Here is a 24,649-nt window from a genome sequence, read left to right on the forward strand (position 1 = left end):
CTGACCGGGTGGGACACATTCGCGGGTCTTCGTCGTAAACAGTTCATCGTCGAAGGAATTGTGCAGCCCGGCAACGGCCGCGCTCATGGCCGGCTGACTTGGGCTGATGCCGCTTGCCCCGTGAGGTTGCGCTCGGGCGGTGTCGCCACGACCAGGAGGTTCAGATCAAGGTCTATCCGCAACGTGGATGCTTGTCATCGAAACAATCGATTTTTCGGATTGGAAAGGACCTCGCATGGAAGAATTCAAGGATGCAGCCCCACAGGGATTGTCGATATATGCGTTGGCTCCGAGGACCATTTTCTGGTGTGTGCCTCCTGGTCTGCGCCGAACATCAAGCGAGCCGATCCGCTTTTCGACCAGGTTCGTCGGTGATCGGCGCCAGCTGCATCGCATCGGCTCTTCGCCACAAGCTCCCTCAGGTAGCGTGGGCGCCTACCTCAAGGACCAACAACAAGTTGAGGTTTTCCCAAGGGCGCCCAAGGACTGTGGGGATTGTGCTGGGGAAACCAGGTAGCCGAAATGTCGAGCTCTCCGACTTCTTCCGAAAAAAACCCATCGAGGGACTGATCCTTTAATGGAAAGCTATTCGCCGCGTTCGAACTTGGGCTGGGGCTTCGGGCTAACGGCTAAGACGCGCCGGGCGTCACGACTCACTTGGGCTACTGCGCCGTGATCAGGGTTGGCGACGTTGATCTCTTGGGAGGCGGATTCGGATTGTACGCGGTGCGCCGCCATCACAAGAGACTCGGAATCAATCTTTCATTCTGCATGATGCATCCAGTGCTTTCACCACGGTTCGGCACCCGCTGCGGCACCAATTTGAGCGGTTCTGCAGAGACGGCCCTGCGACCATTGTATCGACGTTCGCGTAAGGTCCCATTTAGAAGTGCTGTATCTCGACCCGCCGCCTCGCGTGTGGAGGACGTGCTCCTCGTGATCATGCCGATTGCGCGGCCGATGAGCGAATGGCCAACCGGTACAACAATTGGCCATCGGGATCTGGAGCTATGAAACATCTTGATGGGAGATGGGAGGTGCAGAGTGAATGCGCTGATGGAACCGGCCGTCGGAGCGTTTATCTGACGTTTGACGACGGTCCCGATCCATTTTTCACACCACAGATACTCGATGTGCTGGCGCAAAATGGGGTGCCAGCGACTTTCTTCGTCATTGGTGCCTACGCCGCAGAGCACCCGGATCTCATCCAGCGAATGATCGCAGAAGGACATGAGGTGGGCAACCACACGATGTCTCATCCAGATCTGTCCAAATGCGGCTTGGGCGAAGTGCAGCGTGAGGTATTTGAGGCGAACCGTGCCATCATGGGGGCATGCCCGCAGGCCTCCATCCGCTACATTCGCGCACCATACGGCGCCTGGAGCGAAGAAGTGTTCACTGCGTCAGAGATCGCCGGGCTGGCGCCCCTTCATTGGTCGATAGACCCAAGAGACTGGTCGCGCCCCGGCACCAACGCGATCGTCGATGCAGTGCTAGCCTCGGTTCGGCCCGGCGCTATCGTGCTCTTGCATGACGGCTGCCCTCCCGACGAGTCCAGACGGAGCACTCAAGCCAGTCTGCGCCACCAGACCGTTATGGCGCTGTCCAGTCTGATTCCGGCATTAGATGCCTGCGGATATGAAATTCGCTCGCTTCCAGAACATCACTGAAATGCGAGATCCTATGCCTGCTTTCCCAGCCAATACCGAGTGGTCTAGCTTATGAAGGCTTCCATATGGTTCACTTCGCCTTAGATTAGGGCTTGCCGGAGGCTTATCGCGCGACCCTCCGGGATCGCGGACTACTCCCTCATGACAAACTAAGCCGCCGTTGCCGTTATGCGGGGATTCGCCTAACCGCTCGGCTGCGAAGGACCAGGCCGTCCTCCGACTCGCACACCGCTGTGGATCTGCTCCTTGATCGTCAGATGATCCGGCGCACAAACTGGACCACGTCGATCGCTTCTGACTGGCTGTTTTCAGCAGGCCAGATTGCCGGTATGTGACTGTTAACACAAGGAGTTTCGCCGTGTACCCCTCCCGCTTTCCGCGACGAGCACAAGGGGTGCCTGCGCGCCGCCAACACGGAGGGATGCCCAACCGATCGGATTCAAAGTTCAGGCAGCAGGGTGCTTCGCCAGAGCGGGGCCGACGCCCAGCGCGATCATCGCGCCGCCCGACGCTTCCCTGAGGCGGCGGATCAACCCCGGGACGCGCTACCCGCCGTATGGATGCCGCTGGCCAGGAAGGCAGCCCCGCGCAGTTAGTCGTTAGTTTGCGGAAGCAGATGGATGGCCGCGAGCCAGTTCGGTCATTGGACCTATCCAGGCGTTGTCTCGGCGGGTGCGGCAGCACAGGGAGAAAAGCGTGAGTCGACTGACTCGCCTCCCTCATGCTCACCATTTCGGCCCCCGTGAATCAACGCACGGTAGAAGCCAAGTCAGCCGGAATGACACCCGTTTGATGGAAGGAAAACCAACCCATGCGCCAAGCATCGCCCCGCTTTGCACTCGATCATATGGCAACACCCGGACTTGACGTGAGGGCACTTTTCGCTTTTGCCCGTGACCAGGGCCTGACCGATGTCCAGATCCGCAGCCAACCGTACAGCAATGCTATTGCACGCGGCATGCCGGCGGCGGACGTCCGGTCTGCCGCTGCCGAAGCAGGCGTTGGAATTATTTCCATCAATGCCCTGCAGCGCTTCAACGAGTGGACTCCCGCCCGCAAGGCCGAGGCGAGCAAGCTCGCCGATTATGCGGCGGCATGCGGAGCCAAGACGCTCATGCTGGTGCCGGTCAACGACGGCTCCTGGCCCGCCCATGGCGAGCGCCGGGGCGATCTCCGTCTCGCCTTGCAGGCGCTCAAGCAGATCCTCCAGTCGCGTGGCCTGATCGGTCTCATCGAGCCGCTGGGCTTCCAAACCTGCTCGCTTCGATCGAAGAACGAAGCGGCTAAGGCCATTGCCGCCATTGATGGCCAGTCCGTCTTCCGCCTCGTGCACGACACGTTTCATCATACGCTCGCCGGGGAGCCGTTCTTCTCCTGCGACCTGACCGGACTCGTGCACATTTCAAGAGTGAACGATCCGATCCACTGGATTTACCCGGATCGCGTCCTAGTCGGTTCCGACAATGGCAGCCAGATCCGGGCGCTGCTTGATGGCGGTTATGAGGGCCCGTTCTCATTCGCACCGTCTGTCGACGCAGTCGACCCGCTGGACGACCTCGCGGGCGCACTTGCCGCGAGCATTGATCTAGTCCGACACGGGCTATTGACGCGAGTGGCGGCGTGAGACGCGGGGGTAAATTAGGAGTGCCTGCGACCACCCTTTTTGGCGTCCTGCAGAGAAGTCATTCGAGACGCCTCCTGTAACAATACCTCTCGCATCCAGATGCTTGCCGCATCAGTGTTGTGAAGGGCGGGCCATTGGACGGCCTCGGTGAAGGCGGGAAGCGGCAGCGGAAGTTCGATGATCCGCAGGGGGAAAGTCTTTTTGAAATGCTGAACCAGCCGGAACGGCATGGTCGCTATACGCGCTGTGCCCGAGACCATCGGCGGGATCATGCTAAAGGCCTGAACAACGATCTCGACACGTCTCTTGAGGCCATGCTCAAGAAAAAACCGTTCCTCGATGGAGGGCTTCATCGTCCGCCCGAACTTGACCGCAACGTGCCTCATCGACATGTATCTCTCGAATGTAAGCTGCTGTGGCAGCTGCTTGTTCGTGGGGCAGCCTACACAGACGAGCGTGTCGTCGAACAGCGCCGCTCTTGGATGGGCGTTCGACATGAACAATTCCGGAAGGATCAGAAAATCGACGTCGCCGCGCCGGAGAAGCTCATCGGGGTCGTCGTCCAGCGGCAGCAATTCGAAGCTGACGGCGGGTGCTTCGCGTGCAACACGCTCCACGACCTTTTCAAAAAACACCAGTGTGGCGAAATCGGAAAGAATGATCCTGAAGCGGCGATCGGACTGAGCCGGGTTAAACGGCTCCCAAGAAATGATCGAGCACTGGATTTTCAGGAGTGCACCGCGAACTGCGGGGGCGAGTGTTTCCGCACGCGGGGTTAGAACACGTTCGCGGCCGCTCATCGTAAACAGTTCATCGTTGAAATAATCGCGCAGCCGGGCGACGGCCGCGCTCATGGCCGGCTGACTTAGGTTGATGCTGCTTGCCGCCGCCGTGAGATTGCGCTGGGTCAGCAGTGCGTCGAGCACGACGAGAAGGTTCAGATCAAGGCCTTTGAAGCGCATCGCCTTCGTTTATCCATAGCGTGGATGCTTGCGATCTAAACTATCGATTTTACCAAACTTCCAGGACGCTGCATAGATGACCGCGCCTGAGATGCACCCGATCAGGCCACTGCTCTGTAGCTTGTGCTGGGAAATGACTTGCAAATAGCCGATCATATCGACCTCTCCGCCTTGTTCCGAAAAGCCTATGGGCTGACAGGGGCTTTCAGGTGGTCGGGCGGCGCACGGCCGGAGCGTCGCGCAATCGGCTCTATATGCACAGCGTAGCGGCTCGCTTGGACCAGATGCGCCGTTTCATCCCGGTTGGCGAGGTTGATTTCTTGGTAGGCGAACTCGGATTGTACAGTGTGCATCCGGATCTTGAGAGACCCGGAATGAGCCATTCTACCCGCGTCATGGGTCTGGTGCAGCAGCAGCTTGGCATTCCATTCGCATTTGGCACGGTTCGGCACGCGCTGCGGAACCGTCTTGAGAGGTTCTGCAGAGACGCCCTGGCTACCATGGTGCCAGGCCTTCGCGTCGCCACACATGATCGGGACCGCCACTGCGCTCCAGGTTTGCCATTAGGCACTGGGATTTTTGTCCGCTCGGTTGCAGCCAGTCGGCCCTCGATACCACGCCGCGATCCGCGCAAATTTCGATCCTTTGCATCGAAACTCGCACTGGCCGTGCCTAGAAACGGCAAGTAGCAACCGCAACAGATGAGCTGGAGTCTGATGCTTGAACAAATAACAGTCGGAGCGAAGGGACGCGGCTCGCGCCCAGTATCGAGGCACGGACAAGCAACCACGTTACGGACAGATGAGGCATGCGTTTCAAAGGCCTTGATCTGAACCTTCTCGTCGTGCTCGACGCACTGCTGACCCAGCGCAATCTCACGGCGGCGGCAAGCAGCATCAACCTAAGTCAGCCGGCCATGAGCGCGGCCGTCGCCCGGCTGCGCGATTATTTCAACGATGAACTGTTTACGATGAGCGGCCGCGAACGTGTTCTAACCCCGCGTGCGGAAACACTCGCTCCCGCAGTTCGCGGTGCACTCCTGCACATCCAGTGCTCGATCATTTCTTGGGAGCCGTTTAATCCGGCTCAATCCGATCGCCGCTTCCGGATCATGGTTTCGGATTTCGTCACACTCGTGTTTTTTGAAAAGGTCGTGGAGCGCGTTGCACGCGAAGCACCCGCCGTCAGCTTCGAATTGCTGCCGCTCGACGACGACCCCGATGAGCTTCTCCGGCGCGGCGACGTCGATTTTCTGATCCTTCCGGAATTGTTCATGTCGAGCGCCCATCCAAGAGCGGCGCTGTTCGACGAGACATTCGTGTGCGTAGGCTGCCCCACGAACAAGCAGCTGCCACAGCAGCTTACATTCGAAAAGTACGTGTCGATGAAGCACATTGCGTTCAGACGCGGCCGTGCGCAGATGCCATCCATCGAGGAACGGTTTTTGCTTGAGCATGGCCTCAAGAGACGTGTCGAGATCATCGTTCAGGCCTTTAGCATGATCCCGCCGATGATCTCAGGCACATCTCGTATAGCGACCATGCCGTTCCGGCTGGTTCAGCATTTCAAAAAGACTTTCCCCCTGCGGATCATCGAACTTCCGCGGCCACTACCCACGTTCACCGAGGCCGTCCAATGGCCCACCCTTCACAACACTGATCCGGCAAGCACCTGGATGCGGCAGATAATGTTGCAGGAGGCATCCCGCATGTGAAGTCGCGGGCGCTCCTGGTCTAATTCTGGATTTTGCCTTTCCCTGCCGCATTGCACGCAGGAGGGGATGTTCATCGCTTCGCGATATGTTGTGACGCTGCGGCGCGCAATATCGATGGCCCTTTCCTTGAGCCGGAGATGTCGTCGTCGGAAAGCACGTCATCTGGCATTCTCAGGCGGCGACTGATCCGATGGCGGACGCTTCGGCGCGATGCGCGTCCATACGTTGGGAGGAGGGCGATCGCGACGGTAAGAAAATGCTCCGGTTCGAACACGCCGCGCGAGGTCAGCATGCATTTGCTCGACGTCACCCGGCTTAGCTCGACTGGCGCACCTTGATCGGGCCGGCGACAGTCCTGAGACTGAGAGGCCGCAGGTGGTCGACGCCGTGCCCATCTGAAACATGAGACGGCGCACGAAGCCGCGGAACCACCAGTAGACCGTCTGCAGGGCGGGAAATCCTTTGGCAGCCTACGACAGCCGCCACCCGATCGGCCCATGTAGCGGATCGCGTTCAAGACTTCGCGCAGGTCCGTCCCCACGAGCCGCCCGCCCTGTCTTGGCCGCGCCCGGCAGGAACGGTTATATCAGCAACCATTCCCCATCCGTCATATCGAAGGGATGACGCTTGGTCTTCTTCTCGATATCGGCCATCCGGCCATGCGTCGCTCGGGTCCACATCCAAGCTTGGATCACGACCGATCGTACCGTTCAAGGCGTTTTCAATCGGTCTCTGAGCGCGCTCGAACAACCCCGCCAATCCGCTGTCCGCACTGCAGCAGCCCACTCTTCGGGCGGCAATTGAGCCTGCTTCGGTTTGAAATTCCCTACGAGGACGCGATATCATTATGATGACCAACCTGGATTGATCACTAAGTGGCCGATACCGCCATCGAATGCGAGGACAAGGCGCGTGGCCGTTCCGAACTTCCAGGTCGGCCGCCGCTCAATCGTGCGGTGATGAAGCACTCCGATGTCCTTGGCGGGCTTGATTACTTGGCAGCGGACTATTACCGGCAAGACTTCTCCAGGCACGTCCACAGCGAGTATCTGATTGGCCTGATCGAGCGGGGCGTCCACGATGTCTGGTGCCGGGGTGAGACGTGGCATGCCGGCGGCGGCACCATCGCGACCTTCGCGCCCGGCGAACCGCATTTCGGGGGTTCTGGTCACGACCTTGGCTGGAGCCAGAAGATCTTCTACCTGCCCGACGGCCTTATCCGGCAAGTCCTTGGCCACAGCGGCCAAACCGGACCCGGAACGATCGACTTCAAGAGCCCGTTCCAGGAGAATGCCGCAGTTGCGCACGGCCTCAGCGCGCTTTGGCGCCTGCTAGAACATGAGCATAGCTCGGCACTGGAGATCGAGGAGCATCTGATCCGTTTTCTGCCCCACGTTTTCGCACAAGTCGGCAGGCCGCGCGTTGCTGAGCGAAAATTCTTGCCACCGAGGTTGCGCGACGTGCGCGACTTCATCCATGCCCACTCCGACGAAGTCCTCCAACTCGCCGCCCTCGCGGCCCTTGCGGGATGCTCCAAGACGACGCTGATCGATGGCTTCAAGGCGCATTTCGGGGTGCCCCCCACCCGCTACCTGATCCAGGTCCGTATCGACAAGGCGCGGCGGCTGCTGAGGCGAGGTCAGAACGTCGCCGAGGTTGCTGTCGCGGTCGGGTTCGCAGACCAGAGCCACCTGACCCGACACTTCAAGGCCGTGCTGGGGGTGACGCCGGCACGTTACCTCTCGGCTTGAATATCGTTCAATAAGGCGCTCGGCGAACCGTCTAACTTGGACGCTCAATGGATCAAACGAGCGTCAGGACCATGAACGACGGCAAGCAAACCCGCCCCGCGGCTTCACCAGCGACAACATCGCCGGCGCCCCCCGAGGTGATCGCAGCCATCACGGCATGCGCTTCGGGTCAGGCGCTTCCCTACGGCAACGATGAACTGACGCACACCGTCGAGCGCCAGCTCGCCGAGGTGTTCGAGCATGAGGTCGACGTGTTCCTCGTCTCGACGGGGTCGGCGGCGAACGCGCTGGCGCTCGCGGCGATTACGCCGCCATGGGGCAGCATCCTCTCGCACGCCGACGCACACGTCAACCGCGACGAGTGCGGCGCGCCGGAGTTCTATACTGCGGGAGCAAAGTTGGTGAAGCTCCCGGGTGAGGCCGGCAAAATCGACATCGATGCCTTGGCGGCCAATACGACGCGCATGGTGGGCGACGTCCACTCGGTCCAGCCCTCCAGCGTCAGCATCACGCAGGCGACCGAGGTCGGATCGGTCTACGCGCTCGATGAAATCAAGGCGATCGGCCATATCTGCCGGTCGGCGAACCTGCCGCTCCACATGGACGGTGCCCGCTTCGCCAATGCTCTCGTCACTCTCGGCTGTTCGCCGGCTGAGATGACGTGGAAGGCCGGCGTCGACCTTTTGTCGTTTGGCGCTACGAAGAATGGAACCCTTGGGGTCGATGCGGTCGTCTCGTTCCGCAGGGATCTCGCGAGCACGATCGCCTTTCGGCGAAAGCGCGCCGGCCAGTTGAGTTCCAAGATGCGCTTCATGGCGGCGCAAATGGACGGTTATCTGAGAGACGGTGTCTGGCTTCGCAACGCGGCCCATGCCAATGCGATGGCGTCGGCGCTCGCGCAGGGGTTGGCCCCCGTGCCGGCTGTGAAGATCCAGCAGCGTCCCGACGCCAATATACTGTTCTGCCGGCTTCCCATGCCCCTTATCCGGGGGCTTCTCGACATGGGATTCCGCTTCTACCATGATCGCTGGGAGTCGGGAATCGTGAGGTTCGTCACCTCTTTCGCGACGACCGTGGCCGACGTGTCCGACTTGATCGGCGCGGCGACCAGCCTCTGCGCACCGATCGGCTCGGCTCGTGTTCGGGCTGGCGCCGAATGAGTGTGGAGACCGTCAAGCACTCTCGCCGCGCGTCGCCGACCGTTCAAGGCGTTTTCAAACGGTCTCTCAGCCAAGCGGACCTCGCGAAGGCCACTGGAAAATATCAGTCCGTTGTCGCGGCTATCGAATCAGCAAGTCGGCGCATTCGGAATTCCTCGATCACGCCGAGACGATCGGTTTCGTTCCACGCGAACCTACTGCGCAATATGGCGAGGATTTCGACCCCAGCATCAAAATGTGAACAGGGACCCGGCGGCGCCAATCTTTGCATCTCAGCGACGGACAGCGGCTTGTCAACTACCGTTTGTTCGTTACCGCAGCGACGGCGCTCGTTTCGAACAGGCCGAGGAACACGGCCAGGGCTGCAAGAGAAGGAGAAAATGCCGCAGGCGAAATCGCCAGGCGCGCCTCATCGCCGGAACTCAGCCCCTTACCAGTCCCGGCGTGCTCAGGATCACGTCACGAACCGCCTCATAATAACGCACGTAACCGGTGCAACGACAAATGTGCTGCGCAAGCGCCTGCTCGATCGTGCGTTCAACATCGGCCCTGCGGACCGGCTTCTCTTTGAGATGCTCAACCAGCACGGTTGCACCAGTGACAAAACCCGGCGTGCAATAGCCGCACTGGAACGAAAAATGTTCGACAAAGGCCTGCTGAATCGCGGAAAGCCGGATGACATCGCCATTCGCGTCGCGTTCGGCATGCGCTTCGATGGTGCGGACGGACTTTCCCTCGAAGAAATGCGCGCCGGTGATGCAGGTCCGCATCTCGCGGGAACTTCCGTCCGGCCCATCGAGAATGATCGCGCAGGCGTGGCACATGCCTTCGCCGCAGCCGAGCCGCGTGCCTGTAAGGTTCAGATATTCGTGCAGGAAGTCGATCATCATCAGATCGTCCGGCACATCGACCGGGCCGATGTTGCGATTGTTGACAATCATGGAGAGTGGTCGCGTGGCGAGGCTCACGGCAGGGCCTCCAGGATCTTCTCTGGCGTGATCGGTGTCTGATAGAAGCGCTTACCGATGGCATGGTTTACGGCGTTGGCAATCGCCGGAACGATCGCGATCATCACGACCTCGGCCATGCCCTTCGGCGGATCGGCTTCGGAAAGTGGCGGCAGCACCTCCGACGTCTGCGTCCAGACCGCGACATCGGTTGCTTGCGGCAGGCGATAGCGGTTCCAGTTCCAGGTGCCGTCGCCGGGGCCGTCCTCATAGAGCGGCAACTCCTCGAGCAAGGCATGGCCGACTCCCATCGCCAGGCCGCCCTGGATCTGGCCGGAGACGAGTTCCGGTACGACCTGAGTGCCACAATCGAGGATCGAATGATGTGACAGGAGCTTCACCTCGCCCGAGGCGGTGTCGACGGCGACCTCTGCGATCGTCGCCATCCCGCTATAGGTGACGGCGGCGTTCAGTCGCTGCACCGGCGGATAGAAGACCCGGCGCCGGGCGAGGAAATGGAAGCCGTCCGAAGGCAATTCAGCCGGCGCCCCTTGGCCATAACGCACCGACAGTGCATCGGCGGGCAGCCGCAGCACACCAACATTCGGCACGTCAAACACCGCCTCCGCCCATTGCCAGCGGTTAAAGACATGAATGCTGACCCCGGTGACCAGGCCGAGCTTGTGCGCCACTGCCGCGAGCTGATCCAGTCCGAGCGGCTCCATTCCATCTGCCGTCAATTTGCCGTCGACAACTCGCGCATCGGCGATATCGTTCGCGCGCGGCTGCGCCTGCCCGCCACCCGGCCCGCTCGACCAGAGCGCGAATGCCGCCGGCCAGAGCGACAGGCGCAGCAGTGCGCGAGCTGCCGTCCGCGTTGCGTGGCCGACGAAATAGGCGCTGCTGGAGGCGCTCATCGGTGAAATGAATGAGGGCGTCCAGCGCGGGTTCTGCGCCAGCGCATCCTCCTCCTCCTGTGGCGTCGTATAGGGCTTCTCGGTAGAAACGAGCGGCATTTCCGGCCAGTCGACGACGCCGAAGGCACATTCGTCCGGCACCCGGCCGATGATGTCGGCGACCACGACCGCCTGCGACGTGGTCAGGCCCGTGCCGATATCGTTGCCGTTCTGCCGCATCGTCAACCGACCGTTCGGATCCAGCGACAGTGTGGTCACCGCTGCGTCGGCTCTGGTTCCGTAATCCTTCTGCACCTGCGCGAAACCCACGCCATAGCGCTTGCCCCGATTGGCGGTGTCGAACGCTGTTTTCTTGGCGGCGCGATCCTTCCAGAGCGAATGGGCACGGGCGCGCTCCAGGATTTCCTCCGTCCTCAGGGCCCCGCCGGGAATGGCGCCCTGCGCGTTCTTCATGCCGGCCTTGAACGCATTCTTGAGGCGAAGCTCGATCGGATCGATGCCGAGCAGTTCGGCAGCCTCGTCGACCATCATCTCGGTCGCCGCCATGGTCTGCAGCGCGCCGTATCCACGCGTCGAGCCGGCGTCAACGGCGCGCGAGGCGCGGACCTCGACCGAGAAATCGCTCTTCGGCAGGTAGTAGATATTGCGCGCCGCGCTGGCCCCGACATTGCCGACATCGGGTGAGACATTGCGCCGCCCGCCGGCGTCCGTGCGATAGCTCCCCTTCATGATGCGAAAGGCGTGCGTGGAGCGATCGACGACGAGCGTGTTCTCCATCCAGAAGGCATGGCGCTTCAGCCCCATCTGGAACTGCTCGAACCGATCGTTGGCAAGGCGCACCGGCCGCCCGTCGCCGTAGAGGCCTGCCAGGACGGCGTAGTAAGGGAAGATCGAATGATTCTTGGTGCCGTACCCAACCGTATAGCCGATCGAAAGGTCGAGCGCCTTCACTGCGAACCGCGATTTCGACAGCATTTCCAGCGTCGAGTTCGCCACCTCGTAAGGCGATTGAGTCGCGATGATTGCATGCAGCGTCGAACTGCCCGGCTCGAACCAGATATTGCCGTTGTCGGCTTCCATCGAGGAGGCGTCGGTCGACTGCGAGAAATAGCTTCGCTTCAGGACCAACGCATCGTCGCCGGTAGCCGCGATCTCGCGCTCGATCTCGCCAGCCGCCCACATGGCACGGGCCTCGGCATCACCGCTCTGATCCGGCTTCGGCCAGACGACCTGGTCTGCGTCGAAATCGCCATACATCGTCGTGCCTTTTTCGAGCGGGGCATAATTGTCGGGATCGTCCGATACCGCGCCGACCATGCGCACGACACGGCCGGCGCCGTAATGCGGCGGCGTGTCGTAGCCGCCGACCGCGCCCCAGCGCACCACGCCATCGGCGAAACGGACCAGCCGCTTCGCCGCGTCGAACCGCGCGAAATCCTTGTAGATCAAGAGCGCAACGGGCTGGCCGAGCAGGCGCGGCGTACGTCCCTTCGGCACCAGGAACATGTCGCCGTAAAAGCCCGCGGCCGCTGTTTCCGGCGGCACAAGGCCATCGCGGACAAGGTCTTCGCCGAGGACGAGCCGGTCGGGTTTGAGATTCTCGCCGAGCAATGAGAGGTCTAGTCCGTCGAACGGAGCGTTGGCCCGAGTTCCACGAATAAGGAAAGCATGGCTCTGTTCCTGCGGCCACCCGACCACGTCGCGGGCGCGAAAATCGCGGGTGAAAGTCTTGTCGCCGGTGACCTTGGCTACCGCGTCGATCCGGAAGCGCGGCCGACCATCCGGTCCGATCCAGCTCGGCGAACCGTCCGACCGATTGGCAATGAGCGCCTTCGATGCAGGCCGACCCAGAAACCCGATCTTGACCGAGATCCCCGCGCCGGCAGCCGCCGCTATGAACTGGCGCCGCGAAACCCTGCCGTTCATGCCGTCTTCCCGAACGGTCCAGAGCCCGACCCCACGCTCGGCCGGCTCGCCTTCCGGCGTCGCTGAAAAACAGAACAGTCCCACCAGATCATCAAAATCACAGGAATTCTTTTGTATAACAACATTGAGGCGCGTAGGTTCTGCTTCGGATCCGAAGGTTTGGTAACATTGTCCTCCGTTGTGAGTCCTTCCGGAGGACATGGTCGAGTTCGATGCGGTCGAGCCAAGCCGGCTGGCTCGCAGTGGTGTGTCGCTCTTCAGCCCCGCGGAATCGACATTGCGAGTTTTTCGCTTCCTGGCCGGTCTTATTCTCGCAGCCAAGACTTGCCTTTTCCCCGCCGGCCGGCACTAAACGTTGGAACCGCGCTCCAGCCGGGGCTCAGCCTTTCCCACGTGAAAACACGCTCTGTCTTGCTCTCCGCATCGGGTTAGCCCGAAGACGTGAAATGCCGCTTTGTATGGTCGACCTCGCAATGATATTGGCCTGCTTCCATCTGTTCCTACGTCTGGCCGCCACCCAAAACGGCAGTGCGACCCACGAAATGATATCTGTCATTTTTCATGTCGGTGTGTCGCAGTTCCATGCAACGTTTCGAGAATCATCTGTTGCACGAAGCGTGCCAAAGGAAAAAGCTTTCAATTACAACATTGTGAGCCGCCCTATGTCGGTCGGACCTCTGACTTTGTTGCAAAGCCGACAGACCTACTCGAGAGATCTGGCGTGATGGCGGCTTTCCACCGCCATCTGGAAAACCAGAAAATCAGTCCATTTACCGGCCATGTGGGCAATTGCGCGCAATAGCGATTGCAATGACGCTCACGGCTTGCTCACAAATCCCGGCTCACGCATGAACATTGCCCGCGCCGCGAACGGCCGGGAGCGGCTGGCCAACTCGCGCCCCACTCCTCAACGACCCCGCTTCGCCACTCGCCGACAATCCGCAAGTCCCAGTAAGCCGTCAAGGGCGTCGAATTCGCAGCGGACGACTTGACGCCATCGGCGCTGCTCAGCGCCCGCGCGCCTGAAGGCGCGCGCCGGGTGCTCGTGAACCGAGCCCGCTTTTCTTCGGCAAGCTCAGGCGGTCTCGGCCCTGCGGCTTCGCCCCCTGGCGCCGGGCAGCCTCTCGGCTGCTGACGGTCGCCGGCCCATGGGCCGGCGTCGTTTCTTGTACTGGCCTTCCCCAGTGGCGCGCGGTGGGCGGCACTCCCTTCTAGGCCCGCCGCGGCGTCCCGCAACCCTTCGCTTGACGCTTCGGGTCCTCCTCTTCGTTCCGGTCCTTCGGATGCGGTCCGCCTTGGACGTCGGGCCTTTCCGGTCGCTTTCGCCGCCCACCCCGCTTCCGGGGAGGGCGCGGGATTGAAGAGCGGAGGACCAGACGATGGGTGCAAAAGACAAGCGTTCCGGTAGCCGAGAGGCGGGCGCGGGCAGGGGCGGGCGCACGGGCGCCAGCCTTTATCAGGAAATCACAGATCGCATCATCGCCGAGCTGGAGCGCGGCACTGTGCCATGGGTCAAGCCATGGGGCAGTGCGAAGGCCGGCCTCGGCCTGCCCAGCAACGCGGCCACCGGTCGCCGCTATTGCGGCATCAACATCCTGATCCTTTGGGGCGCTGTCTTCGAGCGCGGGTATGCCAGCCAGAACTGGCTGACCTTCCGGCAGGCGCTTGCCCTTGGCGGCAATGTCAGGAAGGGCGAGCACGGCACAACAATAGTGCATGCTGACCGGTTCGTCCCAAAGGGCGAAATGGAACGCGCCAGGGCCGACGGCGATGAGCCGCACGCCGTGCCCTTTCTGAAGCGCTTCACCGTCTTCAATGTCGCGCAATGCGACGACCTGCCGGAACATCTCTATGCCGCCGCAGAACCGCTGCCCGAGCTTCAGGCCATCCCGCAGGCCGAGGCGCTGATTCACGACTGCGGCGCGGATTTCAGGATCGGCGGCGATCGCGCTTTTTACATGCCGGGCAGCGACTTCATTCAGGTGCCGCCGCAGCCCGCTTTCTTTCACCAGATCGACTATTACCGCACCTGTTTCCACGAGCTTGGCCACTGGACCGGCCATCCAACCCGGCTTGCGCGCGACCTTTCCGGCTCCTTCGGCTCGAAGGCCTATGCGCGCGAGGAACTGGTCGCCGAAATCTGCGCAGCCTTCGTCTGCAGCTCTCTCGGCATCGAGCCGACCGTACGCCATGCCGACTACATCGGCTCATGGCTTAGCGTGCTGCGCCAGGACAACCGCGCCATTTTCCGCGCCGCCAGCCAAGCCTCCAAAGCCGCCGATTTGCTGCTTGGCCTCAACGCCGACGACAAAGGTAAGCCGCATGACGAGATCGCCGCATGAGCGCGCTCCGATCGCCATGCGCGACCGCCTTGCGCTTCTGACGGCGCGCCGATGCGCCCGCGCTCGGCGCAGAGGCCGCTCGTATCCGACTGTTTCAGAAAAACCGCTCTCAATCAGCCCAACCGTTTTGAAGGAATTCCGCAATGATCCTGATCACCGACGACCTTTACGCCCGGCTGCTCGCCAATGGCGCAACCGACACCGAAACCGACCATCTTCCGGTCGTAAAACTGTTCGATCCGACCGGCCCCGCGACCTGGCTCTTGAGCGAACTCGATGCGGACGGCGACACGCTGTTCGGCCTTTGCGATCTCGGCTTCGGCTTTCCCGAACTCGGCAGCGTAAGCCTTGCCGAACTGCAAAGCGTCAAGGGCCGGCTTGGCCTCGGCATCGAGCGCGACCTCTTTTTTCAGGCGCGGTTTCCGCTCTCCGTCTACGCCGAGGCCGCTCGGCTGTGTTGCCGCATCACCGAGGACGAGCGGCTGCTGCGGCAGGCAGCAAATGCGCTTGCAAAACCCCATCCCGAGCTTCCGCCTGACACGGCGGAACAGACGCGCCGCTAGGCGCGAAAACCGTCCCGCCGCGCCGGCCCTGTGGCCTTTGCGGCGGGAGAACCTCAACCAAACCGAAGGACACAAATCATGCAGCTTGCTCATATTCCGCTTGATAGGCTCAACATTTCCGCCCTCAACATGCGCCACGGCAAACGCGCGCCGGATATCTCCGATATCCTGCCTTCCGTTCGCGCGCGCGGCGTTCTCGTGCCGCTTCTGGTGCGGCCCAACGGGACGCCGGAAAGCTTCGAGATCGTCGCCGGACGGCGACGCTATTTCGCCGCCAAGTCGCTCGCCGAGGAGCGCGGCGAGAGCGACGCCTTGCCCTGCGCCATCATGGAGGAGGGCGACGACGCCGATGCGCTCGAGGCCTCGCTCATCGAAAACATCGCGCGCCTCGACCCCGACGAAGTCTCGCAATGGGAAACCTTCTCCCGGCTGATCCGGGAAGGCCGCACCCTTGCCGACATCGCCGCCACCTTCGGCATCACCGAGCTTCAGGTGAAACGCAGTCTGGCGCTCGGCGAGCTTCTGCCCAAAATCCGCGAAGCCTACCGCCGCGAGGAAATCGACGCCGAGACGGCGCGCTATCTCACCATGGCTTCGAAAGCGCAGCAGAAGGACTGGCTGGCGCTTTATGCCGACCCCGAGCAATACGCGCCGCGTGGCTACCAGCTGAAACAATGGCTGTTCGGCGGCCAGTCGATTTCCACCAAGGTGGCGCTGTTCGCCATCGAGGACTATCCCGGCCTCATCGTCTCCGACCTGTTCGGCGAGGACAGCTATTTTGCCGATGCCGACCTGTTCTGGCTCAAGCAGAACGAGGCGATCGCGACCAAGCGCGACGCCTATATCGAGGCCGGATGGAGCGAAGTGACCGTGCTCGAACCCGGGCAGTATTTCCACTCATGGGATCACGAGAAAACGCCAAAGAAGAAGGGCGGCAAGGTCGTCATCACCGTCTCCCATCGCGGCGAGGTCGAGTGTCACGAGGGCTGGCTGTCGCGCAAGGAAGCGCGCCGCGCCCGCGCCGATGACGAGGGCGGCGAGCACGACGAACAGGTCGTCAAGCCGTCGCGGCCTGAACTCACTGGCCCGATGCAGAATTATGTCGATCTGCACCGCCACGGTGCCGTGCGCACCGCCTTGCTCGATCATCCCGCCATCGCCATGCGCCTCATGGTGGCGCATGCGATTGCCGGCTCAAGCCTGTGGCAGGTGCGCCGCGAGCCGCAGCGCGCGGCGAACGAGACGGTCGCCGCCAGCCTCGCCGCCTGCAAGGCCGAAGCCGCCTTCGCCGAGAAGCGGCGCGAAATTTTGGCGCTGATTGGGCAAGCGGACGACGATGGCTCGCTCACCGGCGGCCACGGCGACGCCTTTGCTTTCGCCAGCGTCTTTGCCCGCTTGCTGGCGCTCTCCGATGACGATGTCTTGCGCGTTCTCAGCCTTGTCATGGCCGAGACGCTCGAGGCCGGCAGCGCCGTCATTGAGTCGCTTGGGCATAATCTGAACGTCGACATGGCTGCTTTCTGGCAGGCGGACGAGGCGTTTTTCGAGCTTCTGCGCGACAAGGAAGTCGCCAATGCCATGCTCGCCGACATCGGCGGCAAGCCTGTCGCCGATGGCAATGTTTCGGAGAAGGTCAAGACGCAAAAGAAGATCATCCGCGACTTCCTTGCCGGCGAGAACGGCCGCGAGAAGGTGGAAAGCTGGCTGCCGCGCTGGATGAAATTCCCCGCCGAAAGCTACACAGCGCGCGGCGGCTTCCGCACCGCCGATCAGTGGGCCAAGGTCCGGCACCTGTTCGTGTCGGAGTGACCGGCCAAGCCTCAAGCGGCGGCATTTCGAATGCCGCCGCTTGGGGCACCTCTCGGGCAGAACCGGTTGCACTTTCGCGATTTTTGAAGCGCGCACTGCACGCGGTGGTCCGACGCAAAACGATGCCCTTCGCCAGCCCTGTGCCCACGCCGGATCGTTCGCCGAGGCGCCACGCGGCTACGCACGTCGTCGCTGGCTGCGGTGTCTGAACCCGTGCCGAGCCCGGTACCCGCCATGTTGCTTGGAGATCGTGTCAGCCGATCGCGCGATCAGTCTCCCAAGCGTCTTTCAGGACCATTTCCCTGCGGTTGGCTTGTCGACCTATGGGCGGTTCCGGCCCGCCCGAAACCCTCGGCCAGCAGCTTTTTTCCCCGCCGCCTGCGGCGGCTCCTCGCGCCCGCTTCGCTCCAAAAAAGCCGCCCGCTCGGGTCCTCCGCTGCCGCTGCGGCCCTTCGGGTTCGGGCGGGCCGGACGCGCCCATCACGGTCCGCCATCGCAGGGGAATGGTCCCCGGCGACAGCAAAACAGGAGACTAACATGACCGCGATCGGATACGTCACCAAGCAGGAAAACGGCGGCTACAAGGGCCAGCTCAAGACGCTCAGCGTCCGCGCCGACATCGACATCGTGCCCAACCAGGCCAAGAGCGCCGACAATCATCCAGACTTCCGGGTGCTGACGCAAGGCGTCGAAGTCGGCGCCGGCTGGATCCGCATCGGCGAGGCTTCCGGCAAGGACTATGTGAGCCTGTCGATCGCCGCCCCGGAATTCGGTCCGCGCAAGCTCTACGCCAATCTCGGCCGCGCCGCCGGCCAGGACGATGACGACACCTACGCCATCATCTGGAACCCCGCCGATTAAAACGGCGGAACTCCGGGCCCCGCGTCGCGACCGGCGCGGGGCTCATCTGACAAGAGCGGCGAAAACTCGCCCCCGACTCTTCGCCCGTCCCCGCAGCGACCTCGCTCGCCCATCCTCTCCGTCGCTTCTCCTTAAGCGACACGAGGACAATCATGGACGACGAAAACGAACGCGCCGCCCGCGCAAAGAAGGGCAGCCCGTTTCTCAATACCGCGCAAGCAGCCTTCTATATCGGCCTCTCCCAGCGCACGCTCGAAAAGATGCGGCTCAAGGGCGGCGGCCCGAAATTCCGCAAGCACGGCCGCTATGTCCGCTATCACATCGACGAGCTCGACGAATGGTCGAAAGGCCATCCGCACTACGGCGCTCCCGAAGCCGGTTCCACGCCGGCCGACGATGGAGGCCGCTCATGAGCCGGCGTCCATTTCTGCGCATGATCGGCTCCGGCCTGCGCCGCGTTCGCGCCCGCAAGACGATCGCCATTGCCACGATTGGCCTGAGCCTTTTGGCCTTCACGGTACTCGCAAAACCAACGCCATGGCTGGTCTGGAACGCCTCGGCCAGCGCGCCGATCGGGCTTTATCGCATCGCTCCAGGGACGCCGGCGCTGGGCGATCTGGTGCTCGTCCGCCCGCCTGATTACGTGGCGTATCTGGCGGCCCAACGCGGCTATCTGCCTCGCAATGTGGCGCTGGTCAAACGCCTTGCAGCGGTCCCGACCGAGCATGTCTGCGCCTTCCATGACGCCATCATCATAGGCGGCGACATCGTCGCGCGCCGGCTCAAGATCGACGCGCAAGGCCGGCCCTTGCCATGGTGGGATGGCTGCCGGGCACTGACGAAGTCCGAGGTGTTCCTGCTCGGCAGCGAGACCAGTCGCTCCTTCGACAGCCGCTATTTCGGGCCGGTGCCGGCCGCCAATGTCATCGGGAGGCTCGTGCCGCTATGGACCGAGTGACCCTCCTGATGTTGGGCATGATCGCCACCGCGCCATGCGCCTGTTCCACCTCGACCGGCGCCGAGCCGGTCGCCATCTCCCAAAATCCGCAGCTTCGAAACTGGCAGCAGTTCGTAGCGGAAGCGAGCCGGCGTTTTCGTGTTCCGCAGGCCTGGATCTACGCCGTCATGGATGCCGAAAGCGGCGGCAACACCATGCGCGACGGCCGCCCCATCACCTCTGGCGCCGGCGCCATTGGTCTCATGCAGGTGATGCCCGCCACCTATGCGGAGATGCGCGTGGCCCATGGTCTCGGCCCAAATCCGCACGATCCGCGCGACAATATTCTCGCCGGCACCGCCTATCTCCGAGCCATGTATGACCGCTTCGGATTCCCCGGCCTGTTCGCCGCCTACAACGCAGGCCCCGAGCGCTACGAAGGGCATTTGATGCACGGCAAGCCATTGCCGAAAGAGACCGTCGATTACCTCGATCAGCTCAGGGCGGCCGGGGTTTCGGCCACCGACATGATACAATTCAAGGGCAAATCTGTCGCTCCGGCGAGGCGAAACGCACCCTCGGGGCGCTCGCTGTTCTTCCTCCACGACGGTGTTCGCGCCGGCGCGCAAAACCGCGATCTGCTCGTGCCGCTTCGCAAGGATGACATGCGGCCGAAGGAGCCGGATGGCTAGGAGTTTGGAGGCGGTGCGCGCGCGACAAGGGCAGGGCGCGTAAGGCAAGATAAAGGCACCGCCTCCCGGAGGCGTCCAAGTGTCTGTCTGCACATCGTTTTTCCAGGAGGCAGCTGGCGGCGCCAGGAGGCTGCAGCGCCTAAACGGTTGATCTGGCTTTGGATTACCCGGAGGCCGGCATGCAGGACGATGAATTCAGGCCGAAGCTCGGCAAGATCGGGTCGCGCGGATCGAAAGCAGGCAAACGCTATGCCGGTCAGCTCCGCGCCGCGATCAACCGCGCCGGCGGCAAGGCCACGCGTGGTGGCCGCTTCACCGGAAGCCGCATGGGGCGCGGCGGCGCGGCTGCCGCGGTCCTCAGATCGCGCGATCGCCATGCGGCCTTTCGGTCGCGGCGTGTCGTCGTTAAGGCGCGCCTCGTCAAGCTCGCCGGCAAGGGTGTCGACGCAGCGCGTGCGCACCTGCGCTATCTCCAGCGCGATGGCGTCACTCGGCAAGGTGAGCCCGGCGAGCTCTACGGTGCCGACAGTGACCGCGTCGATGGCAAGGCGTTCATCGATCGTGCCGGCGGTGACAGGCACCAGTTCCGCTTCATCGTCGCACCCGAAGACGGCATCGAGTACGAGGATCTCAAGCCTCTCACCCGCCGGCTCATGGCACAGATGCAAGAGGACCTGGGCACAAAGCTCGACTGGGTTGCCGTCGATCATTTCAACACCGGCCATCCGCATACGCACATCATCGTTCGCGGCAAGGATGATCGCGGCGAGAATCTCGTTATCGCGCGCGACTACATCTCCTCTGGTTTGCGAGAGCGGGCGGCTGAGCTGGTTAGTCTTGACCTCGGTCCCCGCACCGATCGCGAGATCGAGCAGCGCCTTCGGCAGGAGATGGAGCAGGAACGCTTCACAAGCATCGACCGGCAACTGCAACGAATGCGCGACGACGATGGGCTTGTCGCGCCGAATGGCCGCGACGCATTTCGCCAGACCCTGCATCAGGGCAGGCTGCGGAAGCTCGAGCGGATGGGTCTGGCTGCGGAGGTCGGCTCCGACCGCTGGCGCCTGGATAACGAGCTCGAAGCAACGCTGCGTCGGTTGGGGGAGCGCGGCGATATCATCAAGACCATGCATCGCGCGTTGGCGAGCAAGGGACTCGCGCGCAGTGCCGCCGATTGTGTGGTCTACGATGCGTTCGAGCCCGTGGTCGGCCGCGTTGTCGCGCGTGGGCTGGCAGACGAAATCAATGACCGCCACTACGTTGTCGTCGATGGCTTGGACGGCAAGAGCCATTACATCGATATCGGGAGAGGCGAGGCAACGGAGCCTACGCCGGAGGGCAGCATAGTGCGGGTCGCGCCGCGGAACACGGAGCCCAGGCAAGTTGACCGGACCATTGCCAGAATCGCTGCAGCGAATGGCGGGCGCTACAATGTCGATATTCATCTGAGGCAGGACCCTTCCGCGACCGAACGCTTTGCGGAGATGCATGTCCGTCGGCTGGAAGCGATCCGGCGAGCCGGCGGCGGCTTGGTGCGCCAGCCGGATGGCACCTGGACAATCGCACCGGATCATCTCGATCGGATCACCGACTACGAGCGCCAGCGGGCGATGACGGAGCCTGTCGTTGTCGAGAAGCTCTCTTCAGTACCGATGGTAAAGCTGGTCGATTTCGACGGCGCCACCTGGCTGGACCGAGAATTGGTTTCCAATGAACCGGCAGCCTTGCGCGACTCCGGCTTTGGCCGCGAGGTGCGGGACGCGCAAACCCGACGGCAGCAGTGGCTCGTTGCTCAAGGACTCGCGCACGAAGAGCAGGGCCGGATCGCCTATCGCGCAGATATGATTTCGATCTTGCGCCAGCGCGAGCTGAATCGGATTGCCCGTCAGCTTTCGAGCGAGCTCGGACTCTCCTATTTCGAAGCAAAGCCTGGAGATCGACTGGAGGGCAAGATGGTCCGGTCGATCGAACTCGCCAGCGGGAAATATGCAGTCATTGAGAAATCGCGTGAGTTCACTCTCCTGCCGTGGCGGCCGGTGCTGGATCGCCACATTGGAAAGGAGGTCTCCGGAGTCGTGGGTGGGGAGGCGATTTCTTGGACCATCGGGCTGAAACGGAGCGGCCCGAGTGTTTCGTGACCTATTGCACGAGCTGCCCGCTGCATCGCCAAAAGCGCACCGTCACTTTAACCTCCAAAGCATGATTCGCCTCGATCCCGCGACCGCAGCGTCTGCGTCGCTGCCCACCGTGCCGGCCTGGGCGCTCGCAAGCGCCAGCACGCCGAGCGACTGTGACGCCGCCTTTCTGGCCGGCGCCGCCTTGGGCGCGCTTGACACGCTTGCCCGCGCGCAAGCCGGCTGGGTCGGCGCCTGGCGCCAGCGGATGGCGCTGAAATGCGCCGCCGCCAGCATGCGGCTGGCCGGCCGCGCCGAGGATGAAGCCGCCCTGCGCGATGCCTGGCAGCTTTGCCCGGCCGGCGCCGATCCCGGTCCCGCCGGCGCCATTTTTGGCGCCTGGCGCCAGCTGGCGCTGCAGCCGCCGGCGGTCAGCGCGGATCGGCGCTGGAGACAACCAAATCTAGAGGGAGCTTGCAGTTGCGGCCGCCAACAGCTACCGCGTCGACCGCCAGCCAGGGCAAGACTGACTGGATCTGTTGCAGGGATCTGACGATGGGTAAGAGACGCCCGGCTCACTGTGCCCTTTGCGGAGAACTGCGGCTGGTCACCAGGGAGCACGTAGTTCCGCGCGGGCTCTATCTGAATTCGAAGGGCGACAGCCGCTTCCAGCGTATTGTGATCGCGACCTGCGGGACTTGCAACAACGGGACCGCGGACGATGACGCACATTTTCGGAATGTCGTCGCGATCGCCGGTGACGCGAACCCAGCAGTCCGGGAACTCTGGGATGGACCGATTCGACGCAGCTTCGATCAGGTCGACGGGCGCAGGCGGGCTTTCGATGTGTTCGCCTTGATGCAACCCGTCAAACACGAGGGCGCCGATCGCTACAAGGTCTATCCTGGTCGTGATCCCAGGGTCCTGCGGACGCTGCGCAAAATCATCAGGGGATTGAGCCACCATCATGGTTTAAGGACGGCAGTGGCAGAAGATCAGGTGTTTGTGGACGTCCTGACGGTCGACGTCCCTGAAGAGGTCATGATGGGCCTCCAGGCCGCCCACGCGGAGCCTGACGTTCTCGATTACCGCTTTGGCCCAATCGACGACGTTCATGGGGTCGAGACGGCCTGGCTGTTACGGTTCTATGAGCGGACGATGTTCATCGGGCTTGTTTTCAAGGATGCCGCGATGAGACGACGGATGGAAGCCAGCGAGTTCGACAGCGATGACACGCAGCCTGAGCCGGGGGTGACGCCGTAGGGGAGGGGGATTTGAGCTCAAACGAACCGCATGCTTCTGACTACGAAGGCAAGCCCCACGGGCCGGTCGCGCTGGCCGATACGGTCGTGTCCATCACCTTGGGCGGCAAACCCTGTGACGTCCGGAACCCGACGCTTCGGCTCGATGAGCATCTAGACCTTCAATTGCAATGGACAGGGAGCCTCAAGCCCGGGCTCGGCAAGATCGATCAAGAGCTCATCGTGACCTTCGAAGGCGGCACGGTGGCCGAGTTCGCCATAGTGTCCCATCGGTATCACGTTGCCGGGCGCGAAGACTTCACGGCCGTGTCGCGCGTTGTTCCCTTGGAATTGGGCGGCAAATCCAAGGCGATTGCAGACGCCGTCATCTTGGGCGGCCCCTCGATCCATCCGAAACTCGGCGCGCTCGACCTTCAGTTCGACAACATGGCCGCTAGCATTCGGCCGTTTGCGCACTTCCAGTCCATCATAGGCGGAGGCTTACGTTTGCCGCTGACGCCCACGACCTCCCACCGTGTTGAGTTGCGGACACTCGACGGCCGAGCTCTCAAAGCCGGTAAACTTTATGTCTTTTTGGATCATGTCTGCGGGTTTCTCGGGTTCATCAAGGGAACCAGAGTCGGTTACGGTGAAGTCCGCAACGGCGCCCGGGCCGGCTTTCGCTGTCTGGGATTCACCAAGGCCGATCGGCTGGAGGGGGTGAAAAACTGGTATCATTGGGAGATCGCTGACAAACTGCCGGCTCTCTTCGCAGGCTATACGACCGCGTTCGAGTCGTCAGGGGCCAGCCGGGACCTCGGCCGGGCGTTGACCTATTACAAGATCGCGAACCTGTCCTGCGCCGACGCGGTGGAAACCGCGATGATCATGTCTGCAGCCGCGCTGGAAACAGTGGCAGGTCACGTTTTGGGAACGGCGGGCGGCTGGACGACGTCGATGCTGAGGAACATCAGCCTTGCCGAGCAGATCCGGGCCTGCACCCGTTTGCTCAAGATCGAGGGCGATCCGGCCGACCAATCTGCGCGTTTGCAAAAGCGGCTGGAACCCAAGAAGGGTCAGCAGGCCCGGGATGGATTTTCGCTGCTGACCGACTTTCGCAACGGCGTCACCCATTCGACACCGTTCACCTATGATCTCGACATCTACGATGCATGGGACGCCTCCCAGTGGCTGCTGGAAGTCCAGCTGCTGGCCTTGCTCGGCTACCGGGGTAAGTATCAGGACCGCCGCCTGCAGCGGCGCACTTTTGCTGGTAACCTCGCCACCCTGCCAGTCGCTGGCTGAGCAGGATGGGCGTGACGGCAGGACTTGAACCTGCCACCTCCTCGCCCCTAGGATAGCGGTGTCACGCACTACCCAGGTCGACAGCGAGGCGCTCTTCCGCTGAGCTACGCCACG

22 protein-coding genes, 1 tRNA gene and 1 pseudogene are annotated in these 24,649 nt (G+C 62.4%); 19 read left to right on the forward strand and 5 right to left on the reverse strand.

The window, feature by feature from the left end; translation table 11 throughout:
- Positions 1-12 precede the first annotated feature (12 nt).
- Positions 13-182, reverse strand: a pseudogene (locus A9K71_RS32525) (LysR family transcriptional regulator); the annotation flags it as partial.
- 490 nt (positions 183-672) lie between these two features.
- Here A9K71_RS32525 and A9K71_RS32530 point away from each other — a divergent pair.
- The 3 genes from A9K71_RS32530 to A9K71_RS12540 all read left to right on the forward strand — a co-directional run bounded on the left by A9K71_RS32530 (position 673) and on the right by A9K71_RS12540 (position 3,294).
- Positions 673-1,014, forward strand: a complete 342-nt coding sequence (locus A9K71_RS32530; RefSeq protein ID WP_245299604.1) for a hypothetical protein — start codon at positions 673-675, stop codon at positions 1,012-1,014.
- Positions 1,011-1,670 carry a chitooligosaccharide deacetylase NodB gene (nodB, locus tag A9K71_RS12535; protein ID WP_066995485.1) on the forward strand — a complete coding sequence of 220 codons (660 nt, stop codon included), beginning with the start codon at positions 1,011-1,013 and terminating at the stop codon, positions 1,668-1,670. Before A9K71_RS32530 ends, nodB begins: the two co-directional genes overlap by 4 nt.
- A gap of 811 nt (positions 1,671-2,481) precedes the next feature.
- The gene (locus tag A9K71_RS12540) at positions 2,482-3,294 is read left to right on the forward strand and encodes a TIM barrel protein (protein ID WP_066995488.1); all 813 of its coding nucleotides are present in this window, start codon (positions 2,482-2,484) and stop codon (positions 3,292-3,294) included.
- Positions 3,295-3,308: 14 nt separating this feature from the next.
- Here A9K71_RS12540 and A9K71_RS12545 read toward each other — a convergent pair whose 3' ends face one another.
- A complete protein-coding gene (locus A9K71_RS12545; RefSeq protein ID WP_066995491.1) occupies positions 3,309-4,256 on the reverse strand; it encodes a LysR family transcriptional regulator in 948 nt (315 codons plus the stop codon).
- A 123-nt stretch (positions 4,257-4,379) separates the two neighbouring features.
- Here A9K71_RS12545 and A9K71_RS32890 point away from each other — a divergent pair, with 123 nt between their 5' ends.
- The 5 genes from A9K71_RS32890 (at position 4,380) to A9K71_RS12565 (ending at position 8,881) form a co-directional block, all read left to right on the forward strand.
- The gene (locus tag A9K71_RS32890) at positions 4,380-4,523 is read left to right on the forward strand and encodes a hypothetical protein (RefSeq protein WP_280940549.1); all 144 of its coding nucleotides are present in this window, start codon (positions 4,380-4,382) and stop codon (positions 4,521-4,523) included.
- Between the two features lie 17 nt (positions 4,524-4,540).
- On the forward strand, positions 4,541-4,945 hold the full coding sequence (locus tag A9K71_RS30300) for a hypothetical protein (protein ID WP_280940550.1): 405 nt from the start codon (positions 4,541-4,543) through the stop codon (positions 4,943-4,945).
- 119 nt (positions 4,946-5,064) lie between these two features.
- On the forward strand, positions 5,065-5,970 hold the full coding sequence (locus A9K71_RS12555; RefSeq protein ID WP_066995498.1) for a LysR family transcriptional regulator: 906 nt from the start codon (positions 5,065-5,067) through the stop codon (positions 5,968-5,970).
- Positions 5,971-6,845: 875 nt separating this feature from the next.
- Positions 6,846-7,721, forward strand: a complete 876-nt coding sequence (locus tag A9K71_RS12560; RefSeq protein ID WP_066995501.1) for an AraC family transcriptional regulator — start codon at positions 6,846-6,848, stop codon at positions 7,719-7,721.
- Positions 7,722-7,792: 71 nt separating this feature from the next.
- On the forward strand, positions 7,793-8,881 hold the full coding sequence (locus A9K71_RS12565; RefSeq protein WP_156319987.1) for a low specificity L-threonine aldolase: 1,089 nt from the start codon (positions 7,793-7,795) through the stop codon (positions 8,879-8,881).
- A gap of 422 nt (positions 8,882-9,303) precedes the next feature.
- On the opposite strand, the gene A9K71_RS12570 is transcribed toward A9K71_RS12565, so the two are convergent.
- Together A9K71_RS12570 and A9K71_RS12575 are read right to left on the reverse strand one after the other, a co-directional pair.
- A complete protein-coding gene (locus A9K71_RS12570; RefSeq protein ID WP_066995504.1) occupies positions 9,304-9,822 on the reverse strand; it encodes a (2Fe-2S)-binding protein in 519 nt (172 codons plus the stop codon).
- A 23-nt stretch (positions 9,823-9,845) separates the two neighbouring features.
- Positions 9,846-12,671, reverse strand: a complete 2,826-nt coding sequence (locus A9K71_RS12575) for a molybdopterin cofactor-binding domain-containing protein (RefSeq protein WP_066995613.1) — start codon at positions 12,669-12,671, stop codon at positions 9,846-9,848.
- 1,379 nt (positions 12,672-14,050) lie between these two features.
- Here A9K71_RS12575 and A9K71_RS12580 point away from each other — a divergent pair.
- The 11 genes from A9K71_RS12580 to A9K71_RS12630 all read left to right on the forward strand — a co-directional run bounded on the left by A9K71_RS12580 (position 14,051) and on the right by A9K71_RS12630 (position 24,535).
- Positions 14,051-15,013: a zincin-like metallopeptidase domain-containing protein gene (locus A9K71_RS12580; RefSeq protein WP_066995507.1), complete on the forward strand. Its 963-nt coding sequence runs from the start codon at positions 14,051-14,053 to the stop codon at positions 15,011-15,013.
- A 143-nt stretch (positions 15,014-15,156) separates the two neighbouring features.
- The gene (locus A9K71_RS12585) at positions 15,157-15,576 is read left to right on the forward strand and encodes a DUF2958 domain-containing protein (protein WP_066995510.1); all 420 of its coding nucleotides are present in this window, start codon (positions 15,157-15,159) and stop codon (positions 15,574-15,576) included.
- Between the two features lie 78 nt (positions 15,577-15,654).
- Positions 15,655-17,385 (forward strand): ParB/RepB/Spo0J family partition protein, encoded by a 1,731-nt coding sequence (locus A9K71_RS12590; RefSeq protein ID WP_066995512.1) that lies wholly within the window; start codon positions 15,655-15,657, stop codon positions 17,383-17,385.
- A gap of 537 nt (positions 17,386-17,922) precedes the next feature.
- Positions 17,923-18,246: a DUF736 domain-containing protein gene (locus A9K71_RS12595; RefSeq protein ID WP_066995514.1), complete on the forward strand. Its 324-nt coding sequence runs from the start codon at positions 17,923-17,925 to the stop codon at positions 18,244-18,246.
- 152 nt (positions 18,247-18,398) lie between these two features.
- Complete coding sequence (locus A9K71_RS12600; RefSeq protein WP_066995517.1) at positions 18,399-18,659, forward strand: helix-turn-helix domain-containing protein; 261 nt, start codon at positions 18,399-18,401, stop codon at positions 18,657-18,659.
- Positions 18,656-19,204, forward strand: coding sequence for a S26 family signal peptidase (locus tag A9K71_RS12605; protein WP_066995524.1), 549 nt, complete (start codon positions 18,656-18,658; stop codon positions 19,202-19,204). The genes A9K71_RS12600 and A9K71_RS12605 overlap by 4 nt, the downstream gene beginning before the upstream one ends.
- On the forward strand, positions 19,192-19,875 hold the full coding sequence (locus A9K71_RS12610) for a lytic transglycosylase domain-containing protein (RefSeq protein ID WP_066995527.1): 684 nt from the start codon (positions 19,192-19,194) through the stop codon (positions 19,873-19,875). The genes A9K71_RS12605 and A9K71_RS12610 overlap by 13 nt, the downstream gene beginning before the upstream one ends.
- A 179-nt stretch (positions 19,876-20,054) precedes the next feature.
- Positions 20,055-22,013 carry a relaxase/mobilization nuclease RlxS gene (gene rlxS / locus A9K71_RS12615; protein ID WP_066995616.1) on the forward strand — a complete coding sequence of 653 codons (1,959 nt, stop codon included), beginning with the start codon at positions 20,055-20,057 and terminating at the stop codon, positions 22,011-22,013.
- Between the two features lie 61 nt (positions 22,014-22,074).
- A complete protein-coding gene (locus tag A9K71_RS12620) occupies positions 22,075-22,542 on the forward strand; it encodes a DUF1403 family protein (protein WP_343221320.1) in 468 nt (155 codons plus the stop codon).
- A 2-nt stretch (positions 22,543-22,544) separates the two neighbouring features.
- Entirely contained in the window at positions 22,545-23,252 is a 708-nt protein-coding gene (locus tag A9K71_RS12625; protein ID WP_066995531.1) for a hypothetical protein, read from the forward strand.
- An 11-nt stretch (positions 23,253-23,263) separates the two neighbouring features.
- Positions 23,264-24,535: a hypothetical protein gene (locus A9K71_RS12630; protein ID WP_156319988.1), complete on the forward strand. Its 1,272-nt coding sequence runs from the start codon at positions 23,264-23,266 to the stop codon at positions 24,533-24,535.
- Between the two features lie 6 nt (positions 24,536-24,541).
- Here the strand turns inward: A9K71_RS12630 and A9K71_RS12635 are convergent.
- A tRNA-OTHER gene (locus tag A9K71_RS12635) sits at positions 24,542-24,649 on the reverse strand.

The sequence above is a fragment of the Mesorhizobium sp. WSM3873 genome, assembly GCF_001672445.1.
GTDB lineage: Bacteria > Pseudomonadota > Alphaproteobacteria > Rhizobiales > Rhizobiaceae > Mesorhizobium.

What these genes read in the sequence shown, in the direction of transcription:
- nodB (WP_066995485.1), top strand. Translation starts at nt 1,011, where the DNA reads ATGAAACATCTTGATGGGAGATGGGAGGTGCAGAGTGAATGCGCTGAT.
- A9K71_RS12540 (WP_066995488.1), top strand. Translation starts at nt 2,482, where the DNA reads ATGCGCCAAGCATCGCCCCGCTTTGCACTCGATCATATGGCAACACCC.
- A9K71_RS12545 (WP_066995491.1), bottom strand. Translation starts at nt 4,256, where the DNA reads ATGCGCTTCAAAGGCCTTGATCTGAACCTTCTCGTCGTGCTCGACGCA.
- A9K71_RS30300 (WP_280940550.1), top strand. Translation starts at nt 4,541, where the DNA reads ATGCGCCGTTTCATCCCGGTTGGCGAGGTTGATTTCTTGGTAGGCGAA.
- A9K71_RS12555 (WP_066995498.1), top strand. Translation starts at nt 5,065, where the DNA reads ATGCGTTTCAAAGGCCTTGATCTGAACCTTCTCGTCGTGCTCGACGCA.
- A9K71_RS12565 (WP_156319987.1), top strand. Translation starts at nt 7,793, where the DNA reads ATGAACGACGGCAAGCAAACCCGCCCCGCGGCTTCACCAGCGACAACA.
- A9K71_RS12570 (WP_066995504.1), bottom strand. Translation starts at nt 9,822, where the DNA reads ATGATTGTCAACAATCGCAACATCGGCCCGGTCGATGTGCCGGACGAT.
- A9K71_RS12575 (WP_066995613.1), bottom strand. Translation starts at nt 12,671, where the DNA reads ATGAACGGCAGGGTTTCGCGGCGCCAGTTCATAGCGGCGGCTGCCGGC.
- A9K71_RS12580 (WP_066995507.1), top strand. Translation starts at nt 14,051, where the DNA reads ATGGGTGCAAAAGACAAGCGTTCCGGTAGCCGAGAGGCGGGCGCGGGC.
- A9K71_RS12585 (WP_066995510.1), top strand. Translation starts at nt 15,157, where the DNA reads ATGATCCTGATCACCGACGACCTTTACGCCCGGCTGCTCGCCAATGGC.
- A9K71_RS12590 (WP_066995512.1), top strand. Translation starts at nt 15,655, where the DNA reads ATGCAGCTTGCTCATATTCCGCTTGATAGGCTCAACATTTCCGCCCTC.
- A9K71_RS12595 (WP_066995514.1), top strand. Translation starts at nt 17,923, where the DNA reads ATGACCGCGATCGGATACGTCACCAAGCAGGAAAACGGCGGCTACAAG.
- A9K71_RS12600 (WP_066995517.1), top strand. Translation starts at nt 18,399, where the DNA reads ATGGACGACGAAAACGAACGCGCCGCCCGCGCAAAGAAGGGCAGCCCG.
- A9K71_RS12605 (WP_066995524.1), top strand. Translation starts at nt 18,656, where the DNA reads ATGAGCCGGCGTCCATTTCTGCGCATGATCGGCTCCGGCCTGCGCCGC.
- A9K71_RS12610 (WP_066995527.1), top strand. Translation starts at nt 19,192, where the DNA reads ATGGACCGAGTGACCCTCCTGATGTTGGGCATGATCGCCACCGCGCCA.
- rlxS (WP_066995616.1), top strand. Translation starts at nt 20,055, where the DNA reads ATGCAGGACGATGAATTCAGGCCGAAGCTCGGCAAGATCGGGTCGCGC.
- A9K71_RS12620 (WP_343221320.1), top strand. Translation starts at nt 22,075, where the DNA reads ATGATTCGCCTCGATCCCGCGACCGCAGCGTCTGCGTCGCTGCCCACC.
- A9K71_RS12625 (WP_066995531.1), top strand. Translation starts at nt 22,545, where the DNA reads ATGGGTAAGAGACGCCCGGCTCACTGTGCCCTTTGCGGAGAACTGCGG.